We start from the raw sequence: 17,343 nt of genomic DNA, 5'->3' as shown, positions 1-17,343 counted from the left end.
ATGGCGTTTCATTTCGTAGGTCACCTCATGCCCTCTTCGCGTTTGCGTTGCGTCCGTCTCTACCGCCCTCTGGCCCTGGCCGTGCTGCTTGGCCTGCCAACACTGGCCAGTGCCGCCAGCCCTGTGCCCGATGTGCAACTCAACCGCCAGCAACTGCATTTCAAGATCCCGGCCCAGCCTCTGGCCAGCGCCCTGATTGCGTTTTCCCAGCAGTCGGGTTGGCAGGTCAGCGCGGAAAGCGCATTGCTCACCGGGCTCAGCAGCTCCTCAGTGGACGGCGACATGAGCCCCGAAAAAGCCCTCGCCCGCCTGCTGCGTGGCAGCGGCATGCAATGGGAGGTGACCTCCGCCGACAGCGCCTCGATCCTGCCGCCCGCGGAAAACAATGCGCTGCTGATCAAAAGCACACCGATCACCGCCATGGATTCGGTGTTTCAAGGCGAACAGGTGATAGACCGGCAAATGATCGAAAGCCTGCCCTCAGGCAACGGCGATATCACCAGCCTGCTGCGCACCAACCCCAATGTGCAGTTCGATAACAACCAGCTAAGCAGCAAGACACCGGGGGAAATCGCCCCCGCCGATATCAGCATCAACGGCGCAAGGCCCTGGCAGAACCTGTTTATCGTCGACGGCATGAGCATGAACAACGACCTCGACCCCGGCGGCACCAACGATGACTTTGATGAACTGCCAGGGCGCAGTCAGGGCCTGGCACTGGACACCGACCTGCTTGAGGACATCAAGGTCTACGACAGCAATGTGCCCGCCGAATATGGCGGCTTTAACGGCGGCGTGGTACAGGCCAATACCCGCGACCCCAAGGCAGGCTTTCACGGCAAGCTCTCGGCGCAAATGACCCGCTCCGAGTGGACCCGCTACCACCTGAATGAAGATGACCCGGACCTGGAAAGCTTTGAGGCCGGCTTTGGCAACAGCAACCAGCCCGAATTCAAAAAGCTCATCACCCGCCTCACCCTCGAAGGGCAACTGACCGACAACTTCGGCTTGCTGGGCAGCTTTTCACGCAAGGACTCGACCATCCCCACCCGGGTTTTCGCCGTGTCCAACCAGACCGATACGGCCAACGCGGCCGAAGTGCAAACCCGACGCATCGACAACTACTTTCTCAAGGCTGTCTGGCAGGTCAACGAGGACTGGAAGCTGGACCTGAGCCTGACTCATGCGCCGGAGACCGCCAAAACCTTTGGCCCCAATTCAATCCTCTCTGCCCGTGAGATGGAGGCTGGAGGCGATAGCCTCAGCGCACGCCTGGTATGGAATGCGCCATTGGCCCGGGTCGAGCAAAATCTGAGCTGGAGCGAGCTGAACACCTCGCGCTACTCCGACAGCGACTACATGATTTTCTGGCGCACCTCCACCAGCAAAAACTGGAGCAACTCAGGAGCCGCAACCGAGGGTGGCTTTGGTGATATTGAAGAAACCCAGAAAACCCTGGCCTACAAACTAAAAGCCGACTGGAACAGCTTCAGCTGGATGGGCGTCAACCATGCGCTGCAATCCGGCCTGGAGCTGTCGCAGAACTCGGCCAGCTATGAGCGCAACAAGCCTTACAACAGCTACACCGTCGCCAAGACCAGCACCTGCCTGAACAATGACCCCTACTGTTCAATGGGCCCCACCCTTGCCAATGGCTGGGACGGCCAGTACGCCAACAGAAAGACCGTGACCCAGGGCAATACCCGCTTCGACACCCGCACCTGGGCTTTGTACCTGCAGGACGAAATGCGCTACAAGCGCCTGACGGTAAGGCCCGGCGTGCGGATCGACGGTGATGACTACATGAGCCAGACCACCGTGGCACCGCGCCTGGCAATTGAGCTGGACGTGTTTGGTGACAGCAAGACCCGTATCACCGGCGGCGCCAACCGTTACTACGGCCGCAACCTGTATACCTACCGCCTGCGCGACGGCGTCGCGGCCATGAGCACCGAATACACCCGGGCCAGCCAGACCTCCGACTGGGTACTGAACAAGCAGGTGGCCAACGACAGCAAATTCAACCAACTCAAAGTGCCCTACGACGACGAACTGACTCTGGGTCTGAGCCATGTGCAATGGAACACCGAGTTCGCCGTAAAATATGTAAAACGCATGGGCCGCGATCAGGTCAGCCGCGCCTGGGGAGAACACATCGGCGAGCCCTCCGAGGACACCGGGACCCTGGCGGCCAACTACTACACCTACTACAACGGCGGCAAAAGCGACGCCGATATCTACACCCTGACCATTACCCCGCTGCAAGCCTTTACTCTGGGCAGCACCCGCACTTCGGGGCAGTTCGCCATGGACTGGAGCAAAATCAACAACACCGGCCTGTCCAGCTACACCGCGAATATCGGCGCCACTTATGTCGAAGACCCGATGGTCCAGTATGACGGCAAGTTCATGAAGTACTCGGACATGCCCGCGACCAACTACAACCGCCCCTGGACAGCGCGCCTCACCACCATCACCGAGATCGAACCGCTGCACGTCACCTGGAGCAACTTCCTGCGCTATCGCGACGGCTATCGCCGCATCGCTGCCACAAACAAGAAAGTCGAGCATGAAGGCAAGCAGGTTTATGTCTGGGAAGAAACCCCGTTTTCCGGGGCTTTGACCTGGGATACCCGGGTAGCCTGGGAAATGCCCACCGCCAAGGAGCAGGCCGTCTTCGTCAACCTCGACGTGACCAACCTGCTGGACAAAAAGATCGTCGGCGCTACCGAGACCAGCGGCCTGCCCACTTATGAAGTCGGCCGTCAGTTCATGCTGGAAGTGGGGTACAAGTTTTGAAGGCCGCCCTCCTCCTGCTCGGTCTGAGCCTGCCCGGCCTGGCCCTGAGCGCAACCGCCTGCGATGAAAAGGCTGGCGACTACACAGCCTGTATTGCCCAGCAATACCGTCAGCCAGTGGCCCAATGGCCTGCCCCCCAGGTGGATGCCGATGTGCAGTGGCAGGAAATGGCCGCCCTGCCCGCCCACGCCCCGGCGCCGCCCGACAACCCGTTCAGCGACGCCAAGGCCGCGCTGGGCAAAAAACTGTTCAATGACCCCAAACTGTCGCGCTCCGGGCAGATAGCCTGCGCCTCATGCCATGAAGCCGATATGGCCTTTGCCGATGGCCGCCGCGTGTCTTTTGGCCATGACCGCCAAAGCGGGCGACGCAATGCCCCCAGCCTGGTCATGAGCGGCTACAGCCCCGCACTGTTCTGGGATGGCCGTGGTGGTGGCCTTGAGCAGCAGGCCATGCACCCGATCATCGATCCGCTGGAAATGGCCTTCGATATCCCGCAGTTGCTGCAAAGGCTCAATGCCGATGCTGCCTACCGCGAGCAATTTGCGCAGATTTTCGGCGCAGGCCCGATTACCGCCGTGCAGACCGGGCAAGCGCTGGCCACCTTCCAGCGCACACTGGTGAGCGCCACGCGCAATACCGCCTTCGAGCAACTGCTGCGCGGGCGCCCGCAGCGCATGAGTGATGAACAGCTCTATGGCCTGCACCTGTTTCGCACCAAGGCACGCTGCATGAACTGCCACTTCGGTCCGGCGCTGAGCGACGAGCAGTTTCACAACGTCGGCCTGAGCTACTACGGGCGCAAATATGAGGACCTTGGGCGCTACGAAGTGACGCGCAAGCCTGAGGACGTGGGCGCATTCCGCACCCCGTCATTGCGCCTGGTGATGAAGACCGCACCGTGGATGCACAACGGCCTGTTCGTCAATATGGAAGGCACCCTGGCGTTCTACAACATGGGCATGCCGCGCCCGCAACCGAATGCGCAGCAGGTCAATGACCCGCTATTTCCGCGGACCAGCGACCGGCTCAAGGCGTTGAACATGGACAAGGACGAACTGCGGGCATTGCGCAGCTTTCTCGACACACTTTAGGCACCACCCGAGGTTTCTTTGTGGGAGCGGGCTTGCCCGCGACTGGATCACCGCGGTTTACCGTGACACCGCATTGCCTGCATCGCGAGCAAGCCCGCTCCCACAGAAAGCGGAACAGGGCACCACAGTTCGTCGCACTTGCACAATTGGACGCTGGGTCAAGCGCACTTGAGAAACAATATCGTTTATTATTGTTACAAGTTTTGTAGTACCCAGCGAGGAACCCAGCGAATGATGCTCCGAAATACCCGGCTTGCGACATCTCTACTGCGCGGTCTGACTCTTTCCATTCTCGGTCTTGCACTGACCGCTCCCGCCCACGCTGCCGACCCTGTGTCCCTGACCCTGTACAACGGCCAGCACAAAGAAGTCGGCGACAACCTCGCCAAAGCCTTCGAAGCCAAAACCGGCATTCACGTCAATGTGCGCAAGGGCAGCAGCAACCAGTTGGCCAGCCAGATTATGGAAGAAGGCGACCGCTCGCCTGCAGACGTGTTCTACGCCGAAGAATCACCGCCCCTGAACAACCTGGGTGAGCAGGGCTTCCTGGCCAAGGCCGATGACAGCACCCTTGACGCGCTGCCCAAAGAATACGTGGCCGCCAACGGCACCTGGATTGGCGTGACTGCGCGCACCCGCGTCGTAGCGTTCAACCCGAAGAAGATCAGTGAAGACCAGTTGCCCAAGTCGGTACTGGATTTCGCCAACCCGGAGTGGCAAGGCAAGATCGGCTTTGTGCCCACCAGCGGCGCCTTCCAGGAACAGGCCGTGGCCATTATCAAGCTGCACGGCCGTGAAGCTGCCGAGGAATGGCTGACTGGCCTGCGCGCCTTCGGCAAGACCTACACCAACAACATGGTGGCGCTCAAAGCGGTAGAAAACGGTGAAGTGGCCGCAGTACTGGTCAACAACTACTACTGGTTTGCCTTGCAGCGCGAGAAGGGCCAGTTGGACTCCAAGCTCTATTACTTCACCGATGGCGATGCGGGCGGCCTGGTGACTGTCTCCAGCGCTGGCGTGCTCAAAGCCAGCAAGCACCCTAAAGAAGCCCAGCAGTTGCTGGCTTATATGGCCAGTGAAGAAGGCCAACGGGTGATCACCAACACCACCGCTGAATACCCGATGCGCAAAGGCATGGTCTCGGAACGTGGCCTCAAGCCATTTGAAGAGTTGCAACCGCCGAAAGTGACGCCTGCCGATCTGGGCAACGCCGAAGAAGCCCTGGACCTTGAACGTGATGTAGGCCTGCTCTGATGTTGTCTGCCGCCCAACCTGCACGCTATACACCCACCCGCAAAAAGCCTTCGATCTGGCTGCTGTTGCCGGTTCTGATACTGGTGGGCCTGAGCCTGCTGCCGCTGCTGTATGTCGGCACCAAGGCCTGGCAAGCCGGGTGGTCTGAAGCGCTGCACCTGTTGTGGCGGCCTTATGTGTTTGGCCTGATGCGCAATACCCTGCTGCTGATGGTCGGCGTCACGCTCACCTGTGCACTGGTCGGCCTGTCCCTGGCCTGGCTGCTGGAGCGTAGCAACCTGCGGGGGCGGCGCCTGTGGGGGGTGATTTTGTGCCTGCCGTTTGCCGTACCGGCATTTGTCAGCAGCTTCACCTGGGTTTCGCTCAGTGCCAGCTTCGAGGGTTTGGGCGGCGCGATCCTGGTAATGAGTCTGTCCAAATACCCGCTGATTTTTCTGCCGGTGGCGGCCACCCTGCGCAACCTCGACCCGGCCCTTGAAGAGTCGGCCCGCACCCTGGGCCAGAACCGCTGGGGGGTGTTCTTCTCCATCACCCTGCCGCTGCTCTGGCCGTCGCTGCTGGCCGGCTCACTACTGATTGCCCTGCATATGCTGGTGGAGTTCGGCGCGCTGTCGATCATCGGCTTGCAGACATTCACCACAGCGATATACCAACAGTTCGAACTGGAATTCAGCAACGCCAATGCCGCGATGCTCTCGGCAGTGCTGCTGGTGATGTGCCTGAGCCTGTTGTGGCTGGAGCTGAAAGTACGCGGCAAGGGCCGCCATATTCGTATCGGCCAGGGCGCGGCACGACGTGCCGAGCAGGTACGACTGGGCAAATGGTCACTGGTGGGGCAGCTGTATTGCCTGGCACTGGCGGTGATTGGCAGTGGCATCCCGCTGGGCATGCTGGTGTACTGGCTGGTCAAGGGCAGTTCGGCAGCCTTCCCGCTGGCCGAGATTGGCGAGGCGCTGTTTTCTTCGCTGTCACTGGCGCTGGGCGGAGCCGCGTTGTGCCTGGTGCTGGCCGTGCCGGTGGGTCTGCTGGTGGTGCGCTATAAAGGCCCGCTGGCGATCTGGGCCGAACGCCTGCCTTACTTGCTGCATGCGCTGCCGGGGCTGGTGATTGCCCTGGCACTGGTGTACTTCGCCCTGCACTACGTACCGGCGCTGTACCAGACCTCGGCTTTGCTGCTGATTGCTTACGCGCTGCTGTTTTTACCGCTGGCACAGGCGCCGATCCGTACCGCGCTGAACAAGGCCGCACCGCAACTGGAAGAGGCCGCGCGGACCCTGGGCGCGACGTCGTTCTCGGCATTTTGCCGGGTGACCTTGCCGATCATCTTTCCGGCGCTGGGCGCAGCCTTTGCCCTGGTGTTTCTGGACGGGATGAAAGAACTGACGGCGACCTTGCTGCTCAGCCCCACCGGCCTTAACACCCTAGCGACACAGGTGTGGTCGCATACCTCGAATATCGAGTTTGCGGCAGCGGCGCCTTATGCGGCGTTGTTGATTCTGGTGTCGGGGCTACCGGTGTATCTATTGACCACGAAGATGTATTTGCGCCGCTAAGGCCTAAGCGACTAAACAATTTCGTAGCAGTTGCCGAGCCTGCGAGGCTACGTCCCTTGGCAGTTGCAGGAGATTATGCAGTACACACGCGCCAAACAGGCCGGCCGGTCGGCCGCCTCGGCGGGCAGTGTTGTTGATTTGCCCGCCCTCACGGCGGGCCCACGGAGCAGAACCGGAGCGAAGGCCGTACGATGGAGCGAGGACCTTTTGGTTCCTTTTGGGTCCGTACAGGTCCTTCTAAAAGGGACTCTCTGTAAGAGCGGAACCAATATTCCAGTTATAAGAAAATGCCGGATATGTACCCGGTGGATCAGTTATTTTGTAATACAAATGACGCGCCTGTCGCCAATCAGGCGCGTGCTGCCTTAGTGCGTTACCAGCGTATCCAGCGACTTGTCGACATAACCCTTGGCCAGCTCCACCAGGTGCATGACCGACAACACTAAATCGCGCGAAGGCCCGCTCAAGCCATTCCCCGCCTCATTCGCGCAGGCACCCGCACAGCGCAACAAGTCTGACGCCTGGGCCAAAGCCGCTTCTGAATTGACACTGTGCAGGATGGCATACATCGCCGCGCCCATTGGGCGAACGGGCTTATGGTCTTGCAGGTAGTAATTGAGGGCGCGTTCAGTGGCGGCACGATCAAGCAACGGGTCGTTACTGTCAGCAGCATCGAGGGGTAAAACAGGTGGATCGGGGGTGATCTTTTTCATGGTTAAAACTCCGTATTTACTAAAGGAGCAACCACTTATCGCGACTAAACGAATGGGTGGCAGCCGTGCGCAGGTTAGTCGACCGGAGTACACGGAAAACCCGGCGCACCACAAGGGCGCCCTGCGCACGGCCACCATAAACGCAGAGCGAAAAAAAGCGCCTCACGCAGGTGGTACCTTGCGCCGTGTACTAACCCGGGCGACTAAACCCGACCGCTGATTTTGCAGCGATGGGCCGAGACTATTCCCCGATTTTAAGCGGCGCAAGTGAACGGAATTTTCTAGGATGTTTCACGGGAATGAAAGCGAAACGTCGTACGAAATGCCTGAAATTAAAGGCCAAATGCCAGCTACGGTCCTGTAGCCGCTGCCGAGGAACGAAGGCTGCGTTCGAGCGCGAAGCGGTCGTAAAACCTGAGTCCGGGATGTACCTGATACACCGCAGCGTCAGGTTTTACGACTGCTGCGTCGCAGTGGCGCACCACACCGAACGCAGCCTTCGTTCCTCGGCAGCGGCTACAAAAACTGCGCAATACACGCGCACCAAACAGGCCGGCCGGTCGGCCGCCTCGGGGTGCAGTGCATTTGATCTGCCCGCCCTCCCGGAAGGCCGAGAGGAGGTTCTGTGGAGTGGGCCGACCGGCATGGATGCCGGGAGAGCCGTGATGGGCCATGGATGGCCCGTGACGGCGGGCCCACGGAACAGGACCGGAGCGAGGGAACCTGAGCGCAGCGAAGGCCGTACGAAGGGGCGAGGACCTTTTGGTTCCTTTTGGGTCCTTCCAAAAGGGACTCGCTGTAAGAGCGAAACCAATATTTCAGTTATATAAAAATGCCGGATATGTACTCATTGAGCCAGTTAAAAACAGAACCCCACGCAAAAAGGTTATAGCGAATTGCCCCTGGCGTAGCGCTTAAGCGATGAGGGTCAAGACGGTATCTACGGATTCGTGCGCACTACATTACGCCCGAAACTGCCCCAAACTCGCCTTCAACTGCGCCGCCAGACCATCCAGCACCTTGCCGCTGGCCGTAGTCTGGGTCACCGCCTCGGCGGCACGCTCGGCCTGGGCATGAATCACTTCAACCCGCCCACGCACCGCATATGCCCCTTGCGCCTGATGCTCCGCCGCCTTGGTCGCATCACCAATGGCGCTATGCACCTGTTCGACCGAAGCCTGCACAGTCTTCTGCAATTGCACGCTGCCACGCAGTACCGCCAAGCCTTCATCAGCCTGACGTCCGGCCAGGCCGATCGCCGCCACCGCTTCCTTCGCTCCCTGCTGCAGGGCAACGATATGCGCCTGTATATCGCCAGTGGAGCTTTGCGTCTTGCTCGCCAGTGCCCGCACCTCATCGGCCACCACGGCAAAACCGCGGCCCGTTTCCCCGGCCCGTGCCGCTTCAATCGCAGCATTGAGGGCCAGTAGATTGGTCTGCTCGGCAATCCCGTGAATCACCGTCAGCACCACTTCGATCTGCTCGCTTTGCTGCGCCAGGCGCTCGATCACCTTGGCACCCTCGCCCACTTGCCCCGCCAGCGCCTCGATCAGGCCGCCGACCTTGGCCGAGGTGCGGGTATTTTCATCAGTGGCCTGACGGATATCCACAACCTGCCTGAGCGCCGCCTGCATCGCCTGGCTTTCAGACTGCGCCGCATCCGCCATGGTCGACAGCGCGTGCAGGCTTTGAGCGACTTCATCACGCTGCAACTGCGCGGCGGCGTCCGCCCCGGCATTACGCAGGGTCATCACGCCGATCTCGACACCGGTACGCTGTGCCACATCCCCCGCCTCACGCACGATAGGCTGTAGCTTGTCGACAAAGCGGTTGACCGCCGCTGCCATATCGCCGATTTCATCCTTGCTGTTCAGACCCACACGCTTGGTCAAATCACCCTCGCCTGCCGCCAGATCATCCAGCGCAGCAATCAGCAGCAGTAGCTTGTTGACCACACGCCGCCCCAGTACCACCGCCAGCAACAGCAATACGCCCAGGCCAACAATCGCCAGCCCCATGCCTATGCGCCAGCGCAAAGTATCGGCCGCCTCGCGTACGGTCTGCGCGGTATTAGCCTGCATCTGCGCGGCCGCCGCCTGCGCCGACTCCAGACGCGCGCCCAATGCCGCCGAGCTGTCACTCGCAGCACCTTGCAGGCTTTCGCCTACCAGTTGCCCGCTATCAAGGATCAGCGTGGCAAAACGCTTGTCGAGGGCAGCCACATCCTGCTCCACCGAGGCAGTGGAAACCCCCATCAACACTTTACCGATCTCGACCCCATTGGGGTTGATGGACGCTTCGAGGTAATACACCGCCGGGTCACTGCGCGCCGCATCGAGCACCTTGTCCAGCGCCCGCTCGCCCTTGCCCTTGGCCAAAAGCGCCTGGTTGACCGGATTATCGCGGTTGAGATAGCGGGTCAGATGCTGCCCCGTTGCATCGTCATACACCACAAACAACACATTGGGATTGCGCTGAGCACGACGTGCGAAATCAGACAGCGTCGGCACATCGCTGTCCCAAATAGCACGCGGCGCCACGGCGGCCAGCAATTGCGCCATATCGTTGGCCGAATCCATCAAGTTCTTTTCAAGTGCTTCGCGCAACTGTACCTGTTCTTCCTTCAGGCGCGGCTCCAGACCTGCAGTCAGACGCTGGCGGGTGCTGGCAGACAGTGAGTCAAGGCTGCTTTTGACCTCGCGCCCTGCTTGCTCCAGCTCCGCGGTGAGCTTTTGGCTGTCAGCCCCCAGTCGCGCATCCAAGTCGGACTCAAGAGCCGTCACGGTGCTCCGTGTCAGTGCAACCGCCACCAGCACCTGCACCAAAAGAGCGATACCGAGGGTAACGAATACAGGCCGCAGCAGACGGCTTTGTAACAGTGAGAGAACGGCAGACACAGAAAACCCTCCACTTAGGTGCCATTATTTTGATAGCACACTTATTGACGGTTTTCACAGCAAGGGTCGTGCCGCTCAGCAGTCAACCGGCCCAAGGCACGAACATTAACGATCTGGCCGAGGCCATGATGACTCCAGGCCCGACTGACATAGTGTTCATTATGCGGAGTGCTTTTTTGAGTGGCTATCAGCCAGCATTTGATTGCGTTTTCACAGCCGTTATCTTTGTAGGCCGCAGCAAGGACAATCATATGGCCAGAAACAAGGACATCCCACAGGTTTGGCAACGTTATGGTGGAAGCGGTGGTAGCGGCATAGGTGGCCGTTATTTACGTGACATGACAGACGCTGAAATTGCCGCACGCGAAGAAATGCAAAAGCCTTATCAGGCCATGTTGGCCAGACAGCAGGCTTATGAAGACAGCTTGATCAAACAGCCAAAAAAGCAAGAACAACCAGCAGTCGGCTGCACGTTTACCAAGTCCTGCAAGCTGCCTGATGGCACGATTGATTACCTTAGTCCATACGGCGCGATCCCCACCGATGCGCTCAAAGAGTATGGCGAACTCGCCTTGCTGGGCGGTCGCGAAACGGACGCTAACGGTAACATTCCACTTAAAAAAATCAGCGGCAGTACCTTGCCTCCGGCACTCGGAACCCTCCTGCTCGGCGCAACGGCCATGGCTTCTGCCGGTGCTTCATGTGGCGGTCTTTGCACTGCTGGAACTGCAGTTGCTGCGGGCACGGCTGCAACTGGCACGGCGACAGGAGCAGGCGTTGTTACGACCGGTATTGGCGCAGGTGCTTTGGTCGGTGTGGTTGCACTGCTTTGGCCGTCGAGCCTTGGTGACAGCAGTCAGTACACTGACGACCAGCTTAAGTCGCTCAAGGTAGGTCGCACACGGTTACGGTTGCATGTAGAGCAACAAGCCGACGGCACGCTCAAAGGTTACGGTTACAACACTCAGAAGCGCCGCGACTGGGAAATGATTCCCGTCGTGCAGTTCGTTGCCCAGGGCGAACAGCAAGTGGCAGATTTTGGCGATGGCATTACATTAATCTGGACACCTGCTGCCAACCCTTCTGACACGCTGGGCATTCCAGCACTGGAAGCCGCTCCGCAAGCCCCACATATCTGGATTTATCCGCCGACAGCGCAAGCGGATAACATGATCGTCAACCCGATTCACCCGCCTGATTACAAGGATTTTATCCTCGTATTCCCGGCTAATTCGGGCATAAAACCGCTTTACATCGTAATAAGCCTGCGCCTCGACCCAGGCACAGTGACAGGACAGGGGCAGGACGTTTCAGGACTGTGGTTAGCCGATGCGGGTATTGGGCTGGGTGCGCCAATTCCGACCCGGATAGCAGATCAGCTGCGGGGTAAAAGCTTCAGTAGTTTTGATGCTTTTCGAAAGGCGTTTTGGACAGCGATAGGCAATGACCCTGAGCTGTTCAGCCAGTTTAAGCCTACCAACCATGGCAAGCTTTTAAACGGCAGAGCACCATTTGCCCGAAGACCTGAACACAACGGAGAAAACACACGCTACGAGATCCATCACATCGAAAATATTCAGCACGGCGGTGCAGTGTATGACCTGGACAACCTCGCTGTAGTTACGCCGAAACGGCACGTCGAGATTCACAGAGAAGATAGACAATGACTTTGAAAAATAGCGTTTCAGACTACACAGAAGACGAGTTCATCAGGCTGGTTCAACGAATCATTGGAAATGAGGCAAGTGAGGAGGAGGAGAACAAGCTTGTTCATTATTTCAACACTCTATGTGAGCATCCCGCAGGGTCTGATTTGATTTTTTACCCAGAAGACGGTGCTGATGATTCTGCAGTAGGCATAACCCAAACCGTCAAGTCATGGCGTGCGGCTCAGGGGCTGCCGGGGTTTAAAGACGCTTGAAGGGCAGTAGATACACAAGATTGCGCTGATGCTGGGCGCACGGAACGACAAAAGGCCCCGAAGGGCCTTTTGCTTTACAGCAGATGCGACTTAAGCGAACGGGTGACGCAGAACGATGGTCTCGTTGCGGTCCGGGCCAGTCGAAATGATGTCGATCGGCGCGCCGATCAGCTCTTCTACACGCTTGATGTAAGCGCGAGCGTTGGCTGGCAGCTCTTCCAGGGTTTTGGCGCCCACGGTCGATTCAGTCCAGCCCGGCACTTCTTCGTACACAGGCTGCAGGCCTACGTAGCTGTCAGCATCGGTCGGTGCGATTTCAACGCCATTTGCGTCGGTATAGCCTACGCAGATATTGATGGTTTCCAGACCGTCGAGTACGTCCAGCTTGGTCAGGCAGATGCCCGAGATGCTGTTCACATCGATAGCGCGACGCAGGATAACGGCGTCGAACCAGCCGCAACGACGGGCACGGCCAGTAGTTGCGCCGAACTCGTGACCTTGCTTGGCCAGGTGAGCACCGACGTCGTCGAACAGCTCAGTCGGGAACGGGCCCGAACCTACGCGAGTGGTGTAAGCCTTGGTGATGCCCAGGATGTAGTCCAGGAACATCGGGCCAACGCCCGATCCGGTAGCAACGCCACCAGCAGTGGTGTTGGAGCTGGTCACGTACGGGTAGGTACCGTGGTCGATGTCCAGCAGCGAACCCTGGGCGCCTTCGAACATGATGTCCTTGCCAGCGCGACGCAGGTCGTGCAGCTCGGCAGTCACGTCCAGCATCAACGGCTCAAGCAGTTCAGCGTATTCCTTGCACTCGGCCAGGGTCTTGTCGAAGTCGATGGCTGGCTCTTTGTAGTAACCGACCAGCATGAAGTTGTGGTAATCCACCAGTTCACGCAGCTTGGCTTCAAAGCGCGGCATGTTCAGCAGATCGCCAACACGCAGGCCACGACGGGCAACCTTGTCTTCGTAAGCCGGGCCGATGCCGCGACCGGTAGTACCGATCTTCAGCTCGCCACGGGCCTTTTCACGGGCCTGGTCCAGCGCCACGTGGAACGACAGGATCAGCGGGCAGGACGGGCTGATACGCAGGCGCTCGCGCACCGGTACGCCTTTCTCTTCCAGCTTGATGATTTCACGCAGCAGGGCGTCGGGAGCAACCACGACACCGTTGCCGATCAGGCATTGCACGCCTTCGCGCAACACGCCCGACGGAATCAGGTGCAATACGGTTTTTTCGCCGTCGATTACCAGCGTGTGGCCAGCGTTGTGGCCACCTTGGTAACGCACTACAGCGGCAGCATGTTCGGTCAGCAGATCAACGATCTTGCCTTTGCCCTCATCACCCCATTGGGTGCCCAGGACTACGACATTCTTACCCATAACACTTGTCCTCATTCGCGCAAACTTGGTGCCGGCAGCCGCCGGCAGGAAAACTCAAGAAACCAGTGGCACTACTTGCCACAAGCCGTTCTGCTGAATCAATTGGCGGTCGCAGTCTGCCTCAAGGGCACCAGCCTGCTGTTGCCCAGGCAACGCCTGAACCACACGCTGACCTTCACTGCGAAGCTGGCAAACCTGCTGCCAGAGTGCCGCATCGGTGCTGTCTGGCATCCAGATACCACCAGACGGCAACTCGACTTGCGCACGCCCCAGGGTCACCAGGGTTTTCAAATCGGTCGAAAAGCCGGTTGCCGGCCGGGCACGCCCGAAAACAGCACCAATGTCGTCATAACGACCGCCTTGGGCGATGGAGTCCCCAACGCCCGGTACAAATACCGCAAACACTACACCTGTGTGGTAGTGATACCCACGCAACTCGCCCAGGTCAAAGTACAACGGCAACTGCGGGAAACGCACAGACAACCCTTCGGCAATCGCCACCAGATCATCCAGAGCCGCCAGCACTTGAGCCGGAGCCTTGGCCAGACGCTCGCGCGCAGCAGCCAGAACTTCGTGACCGCCACACAAACCAACCAATGCCTGCAGCATGCCCGCCAAATCGGCCGGCAAGCCTTGGGTCAAGGCCGTTACTTCGTCGATCGCCTTGCGTTGCAGGGCGTCGAACAATTGTTGTTCCACTTCAACCGACAGGTTGGCCGCACGGGCCAGACCACGGTAAATACCAACATGCCCAAGGTCCATGTGCACATCCGCCACATCGGCCAGTTGCAACATGGCCAGCATCAGACTGATCACTTCAACGTCGCTGCTCGGGCTGGCATCGCCATACAACTCGGCGCCCAACTGGATCGGGCTGCGCGAGGATGACAAGGCGCGCGGCTGCGCATGCAGCACGCTACCGGCGTAACACAGACGGCTCGGGCCTTCGCGACGCAAGGTATGCGCATCGATGCGCGCCACTTGCGGCGTGATGTCGGCGCGAAAACCCATCTGGCGACCCGTCTGCGGGTCAATAACCTTGAAGGTACGCAAGTCGAGATCCTGGCCAGCCCCTGTCAGCAGGGACTCCAGGTATTCGATATGCGGGGTGACGACGAACTCATAGCCCCAGCTCTGGAACAGATCCAACACCTGACGGCGCGCCACTTCAATGCGGGCAGCTTCAGGTGGAAGTACTTCTTCGATGCCATCTGGCAAAAGCCAGCGGTCTACCGTTGCCATTACGCCATTCCCCTGTGATCCGGGCGGCCAGCCAGCAGGCGAGCCTTGAGTAAAGCAGAACGTGGCTGCGTCTTGAACGCGCACAGCAAAAAAGCCTGAACGACAGGCTCGCACATTCCTCGAAAATTCTGCCGATGCTGTAACAGCCATGCGGTCAATCAAACATGCAGACGCAAAAAAGCCGGGAATTTCCCGGCTGCCGCATCATACACCCGTTTTCTAAAAGGATCACCCCGCGAGGCAATTTGCCCGCCCGGCGGAGTGAATAAAGCCCCACACAGTGAGGCCCTTTCATGTGGGAGCGAGCCTGCTCGCGATGGCATCAACCCGGTCTGTCTGACAAATCGAGTTGGCTGTATCTCGAGCAGGCTTGCCCCACCCACAGGTGTTAAGCGCTTTTACTGCTGCGAAGGCTTGGATTTTTCCAGGTAACGGAAGAAATCGCTGCTTGGGTCCAGCACCAGTACATCGTTCTTGCTCGCAAAGCTTTCGCGGTAAGCGCGCAGGCTGCGATAGAACTTGTAGAATTCCTGGTCCTGGCCATAAGCCTTGGAGTAGATCGAAGCGGCCTGGGCATCGCCATCACCGCGTGCTTCTTCGGACTGACGATACGCTTCAGCCAGCAGAACACGACGTTGACGGTCGGCGTCAGCACGAATGCCTTCTGCCAGTTCGTTACCCTTGGCCCGATGCTCGCGTGCCTCACGCTCACGCTCGGTGCTCATACGTTCGAAAACGCTGCGGTTCACTTCTTTTGGCAGGTCGATGGCCTTGACGCGAACGTCGACCACTTCGATGCCCAGCTCTTTTTCAGCCATTTTGTTCAGCGATGCAGTGATGTCAGCCATCAACGCATCACGCTCGCCCGACACGACTTCGTGCAGGGTGCGCTTGCCGAACTGGTCACGCAGGCCAGATTCCAGACGACGTGACAGGCGTTCGTCAGCAATCTGCTTCATACCCGAAGTAGCGGTGTAGAAGCGCTCGGCATCTTTCACGCGCCACTTGGCGAAGGCATCAACCATTACCGCTTTCTTTTCCAGCGTCAGGAAACGCTGGGTCGGCGCATCCAGGGTCATCAGGCGGGCGTCGAACTTGCGCACCTGGTTGACGTAAGGAATCTTCACATGCAGGCCCGGCTGAACATCAGCCTGAACCACACGGCCGAAGCGCAGCAGTACTGCACGCTCGGTTTGCGAGACGATGTAGAAGCTGTTCCAGGCCACGATCCCCACGACAACAGCCACAATGAGGGCAACCAGCGATTTATTGCTCATCAGCGGCTCTCCCTGGTGCGCGGTTGTGGCGGCAGATCAGTGCTGACATGTGAGGCAGCATCGTTATTGCTCGCGGCGGCGGAACCCGTTGCCGGGGTGCTGCCATTACGGCCTTCGATCATTTTGTCCAACGGCAAGTAAAGCAGGTTGCTCTGGCCGTTCTTGTTACCGGTCACGAGTACTTTGCTGGTGTTGCTGAAGACTTCCTGCATGGTGTCCAGGTACAGACGGTCGCGGGTGACTTCAGGATTCTTGCGGTACTCGGCAACCAGTTTGGTAAAGCGGTCTGCCTCACCCTTGGCGCGAGAAACCACTTCATCGCGGTAGCCGTTGGCATCTTCGATGATGCGCTGGGCCTGACCACGTGCTTCCGGTACAACGCCGTTGGCATAGCTTTCGGCCTGGTTGCGGGCACGCTGCTCGTCTTCACGGGCACGGATCACGTCATCGAAGGCTTCCTGTACTTCACGCGGTGCCGCTGCGTTCTGTACGTTGACCTGGGTCACGGTGATACCGGTCTTGTAGGTATCGAGGAACCGCTGCAGGCGCTCCTTGATTTCCACGGCCATCTGCTCACGGCCTTCGGTCAGTACCTGGTCCATCGACGTGGAACCCACGACGTGGCGCAGGGCGCTGTCGGTAGCCTGCTGCAAGCTGACTTCAGGTTGATCAACGTTCAACACGAAGTCGCGCAGGTTGCTGATCTTGTACTGCACGGTCAGCGGCACTTCGACGATGTTTTCGTCTTCAGTCAGCATCTGGCCCTGCTTGGTGTACGCACGCTCACGCGTCACGTTCTCCATGTACTTTTTGTCGAACGGCGGGAAGTACATATTCAGACCCGGCCCAACGGTGTCGTAGTACTTGCCCAGGCGCAGCACCACGGCTTGCTCCTGCTCATCGACTACATACACGGCGCTGTATAGCCAGGCAGCCGCCAGCACGACCAGGCCGATGCCGAGCAAGCCGTAACCGGCGCCCTTGCCATTCGAACCGCCGTCACTGCCGCTACCGCCAGTACGTTTTTTTCCACCACCGAACAACCCATTCAGGCTTTCCTGCAGCTTTCGGAAGGCCTCGTCGAGATCTGGTGGCCCCTTGCGGTCGCCATTTTTAGGGCGTTTGCCACCCCAAGGATCTTGATTGTTCGAGTTGCCACCCGGCTCATTCCAAGCCATAGCGCTCTCCATCTGATAAAGCAAAGACGCGCCCA

12 protein-coding genes and 1 pseudogene are annotated in these 17,343 nt (G+C 59.1%); 6 read left to right on the top strand and 7 right to left on the bottom strand.

What is annotated here, in order from left to right:
• Positions 1-27: 27 nt before the first annotated feature.
• From ACZRMH_RS04165 to ACZRMH_RS04150, 4 genes are all read left to right on the top strand, one after another.
• The gene (locus tag ACZRMH_RS04165; RefSeq protein WP_464012297.1) at positions 28-2,799 is read left to right on the top strand and encodes a TonB-dependent receptor plug domain-containing protein; all 2,772 of its coding nucleotides are present in this window, start codon (positions 28-30) and stop codon (positions 2,797-2,799) included.
• Positions 2,796-3,893 carry a cytochrome-c peroxidase gene (locus tag ACZRMH_RS04160; protein WP_464012296.1) on the top strand — a complete coding sequence of 366 codons (1,098 nt, stop codon included), beginning with the start codon at positions 2,796-2,798 and terminating at the stop codon, positions 3,891-3,893. The genes ACZRMH_RS04165 and ACZRMH_RS04160 overlap by 4 nt, the downstream gene beginning before the upstream one ends.
• 231 nt (positions 3,894-4,124) lie before the next feature.
• Complete coding sequence (locus ACZRMH_RS04155) at positions 4,125-5,147, top strand: iron ABC transporter substrate-binding protein (protein WP_464012295.1); 1,023 nt, start codon at positions 4,125-4,127, stop codon at positions 5,145-5,147.
• Positions 5,147-6,700 (top strand): ABC transporter permease, encoded by a 1,554-nt coding sequence (locus ACZRMH_RS04150; RefSeq protein ID WP_464012294.1) that lies wholly within the window; start codon positions 5,147-5,149, stop codon positions 6,698-6,700. The genes ACZRMH_RS04155 and ACZRMH_RS04150 overlap by 1 nt, the downstream gene beginning before the upstream one ends.
• A 365-nt stretch (positions 6,701-7,065) precedes the next feature.
• Here the strand turns inward: ACZRMH_RS04150 and ACZRMH_RS04145 are convergent, their stop codons facing one another.
• The 3 genes and pseudogenes from ACZRMH_RS04145 to ACZRMH_RS04135 form a co-directional block, all read right to left on the bottom strand.
• Complete coding sequence (locus ACZRMH_RS04145; protein ID WP_464012293.1) at positions 7,066-7,413, bottom strand: DUF6124 family protein; 348 nt, start codon at positions 7,411-7,413, stop codon at positions 7,066-7,068.
• A 962-nt stretch (positions 7,414-8,375) separates the two neighbouring features.
• Positions 8,376-9,080 carry a methyl-accepting chemotaxis protein gene (locus tag ACZRMH_RS04140; protein ID WP_432653375.1) on the bottom strand — a complete coding sequence of 235 codons (705 nt, stop codon included), beginning with the start codon at positions 9,078-9,080 and terminating at the stop codon, positions 8,376-8,378.
• Positions 9,081-9,281: 201 nt separating this feature from the next.
• A pseudogene (locus ACZRMH_RS04135) lies at positions 9,282-9,431 on the bottom strand (hypothetical protein); the annotation flags it as partial.
• 1,130 nt (positions 9,432-10,561) lie between these two features.
• Between ACZRMH_RS04135 and ACZRMH_RS04130 the strand changes: the two are divergent.
• Complete coding sequence (locus ACZRMH_RS04130; protein WP_464012384.1) at positions 10,562-11,977, top strand: S-type pyocin domain-containing protein; 1,416 nt, start codon at positions 10,562-10,564, stop codon at positions 11,975-11,977.
• Entirely contained in the window at positions 11,974-12,231 is a 258-nt protein-coding gene (locus tag ACZRMH_RS04125; protein WP_464012292.1) for a bacteriocin immunity protein, read from the top strand. The genes ACZRMH_RS04130 and ACZRMH_RS04125 overlap by 4 nt, the downstream gene beginning before the upstream one ends.
• Before the next feature lie 90 nt (positions 12,232-12,321).
• Here ACZRMH_RS04125 and ACZRMH_RS04120 read toward each other — a convergent pair whose 3' ends face one another.
• The 4 genes from ACZRMH_RS04120 to hflK form a co-directional block, all read right to left on the bottom strand.
• Positions 12,322-13,611 carry an adenylosuccinate synthase gene (locus tag ACZRMH_RS04120; RefSeq protein WP_464012291.1) on the bottom strand — a complete coding sequence of 430 codons (1,290 nt, stop codon included), beginning with the start codon at positions 13,609-13,611 and terminating at the stop codon, positions 12,322-12,324.
• Between the two features lie 54 nt (positions 13,612-13,665).
• The gene (locus ACZRMH_RS04115) at positions 13,666-14,853 is read right to left on the bottom strand and encodes an ATP phosphoribosyltransferase regulatory subunit (RefSeq protein ID WP_464012290.1); all 1,188 of its coding nucleotides are present in this window, start codon (positions 14,851-14,853) and stop codon (positions 13,666-13,668) included.
• A gap of 398 nt (positions 14,854-15,251) precedes the next feature.
• Complete coding sequence (gene hflC / locus ACZRMH_RS04110; protein ID WP_095000955.1) at positions 15,252-16,130, bottom strand: protease modulator HflC; 879 nt, start codon at positions 16,128-16,130, stop codon at positions 15,252-15,254.
• The gene (hflK, locus tag ACZRMH_RS04105) at positions 16,130-17,308 is read right to left on the bottom strand and encodes an FtsH protease activity modulator HflK (RefSeq protein ID WP_464012289.1); all 1,179 of its coding nucleotides are present in this window, start codon (positions 17,306-17,308) and stop codon (positions 16,130-16,132) included. The genes hflC and hflK overlap by 1 nt, the downstream gene beginning before the upstream one ends.
• Positions 17,309-17,343: the final 35 nt, after the last annotated feature.

Source organism: Pseudomonas sp. B414, from assembly GCF_055408445.1.
This window is presented reverse-complemented; position numbering and strand designations above follow the sequence as displayed.

Coding starts and splice junctions, on each gene's coding strand:
- hflC (WP_095000955.1), bottom strand. CDS start 16,130: ATGAGCAATAAATCGCTGGTTGCCCTCATTGTGGCTGTTGTCGTGGGG.
- ACZRMH_RS04130 (WP_464012384.1), top strand. CDS start 10,562: ATGGCCAGAAACAAGGACATCCCACAGGTTTGGCAACGTTATGGTGGA.
- ACZRMH_RS04125 (WP_464012292.1), top strand. CDS start 11,974: ATGACTTTGAAAAATAGCGTTTCAGACTACACAGAAGACGAGTTCATC.
- ACZRMH_RS04145 (WP_464012293.1), bottom strand. CDS start 7,413: ATGAAAAAGATCACCCCCGATCCACCTGTTTTACCCCTCGATGCTGCT.
- ACZRMH_RS04150 (WP_464012294.1), top strand. CDS start 5,147: ATGTTGTCTGCCGCCCAACCTGCACGCTATACACCCACCCGCAAAAAG.
- hflK (WP_464012289.1), bottom strand. CDS start 17,308: ATGGCTTGGAATGAGCCGGGTGGCAACTCGAACAATCAAGATCCTTGG.
- ACZRMH_RS04115 (WP_464012290.1), bottom strand. CDS start 14,853: ATGGCAACGGTAGACCGCTGGCTTTTGCCAGATGGCATCGAAGAAGTA.
- ACZRMH_RS04165 (WP_464012297.1), top strand. CDS start 28: ATGCCCTCTTCGCGTTTGCGTTGCGTCCGTCTCTACCGCCCTCTGGCC.
- ACZRMH_RS04140 (WP_432653375.1), bottom strand. CDS start 9,080: ATGGCGGATGCGGCGCAGTCTGAAAGCCAGGCGATGCAGGCGGCGCTC.
- ACZRMH_RS04120 (WP_464012291.1), bottom strand. CDS start 13,611: ATGGGTAAGAATGTCGTAGTCCTGGGCACCCAATGGGGTGATGAGGGC.
- ACZRMH_RS04155 (WP_464012295.1), top strand. CDS start 4,125: ATGATGCTCCGAAATACCCGGCTTGCGACATCTCTACTGCGCGGTCTG.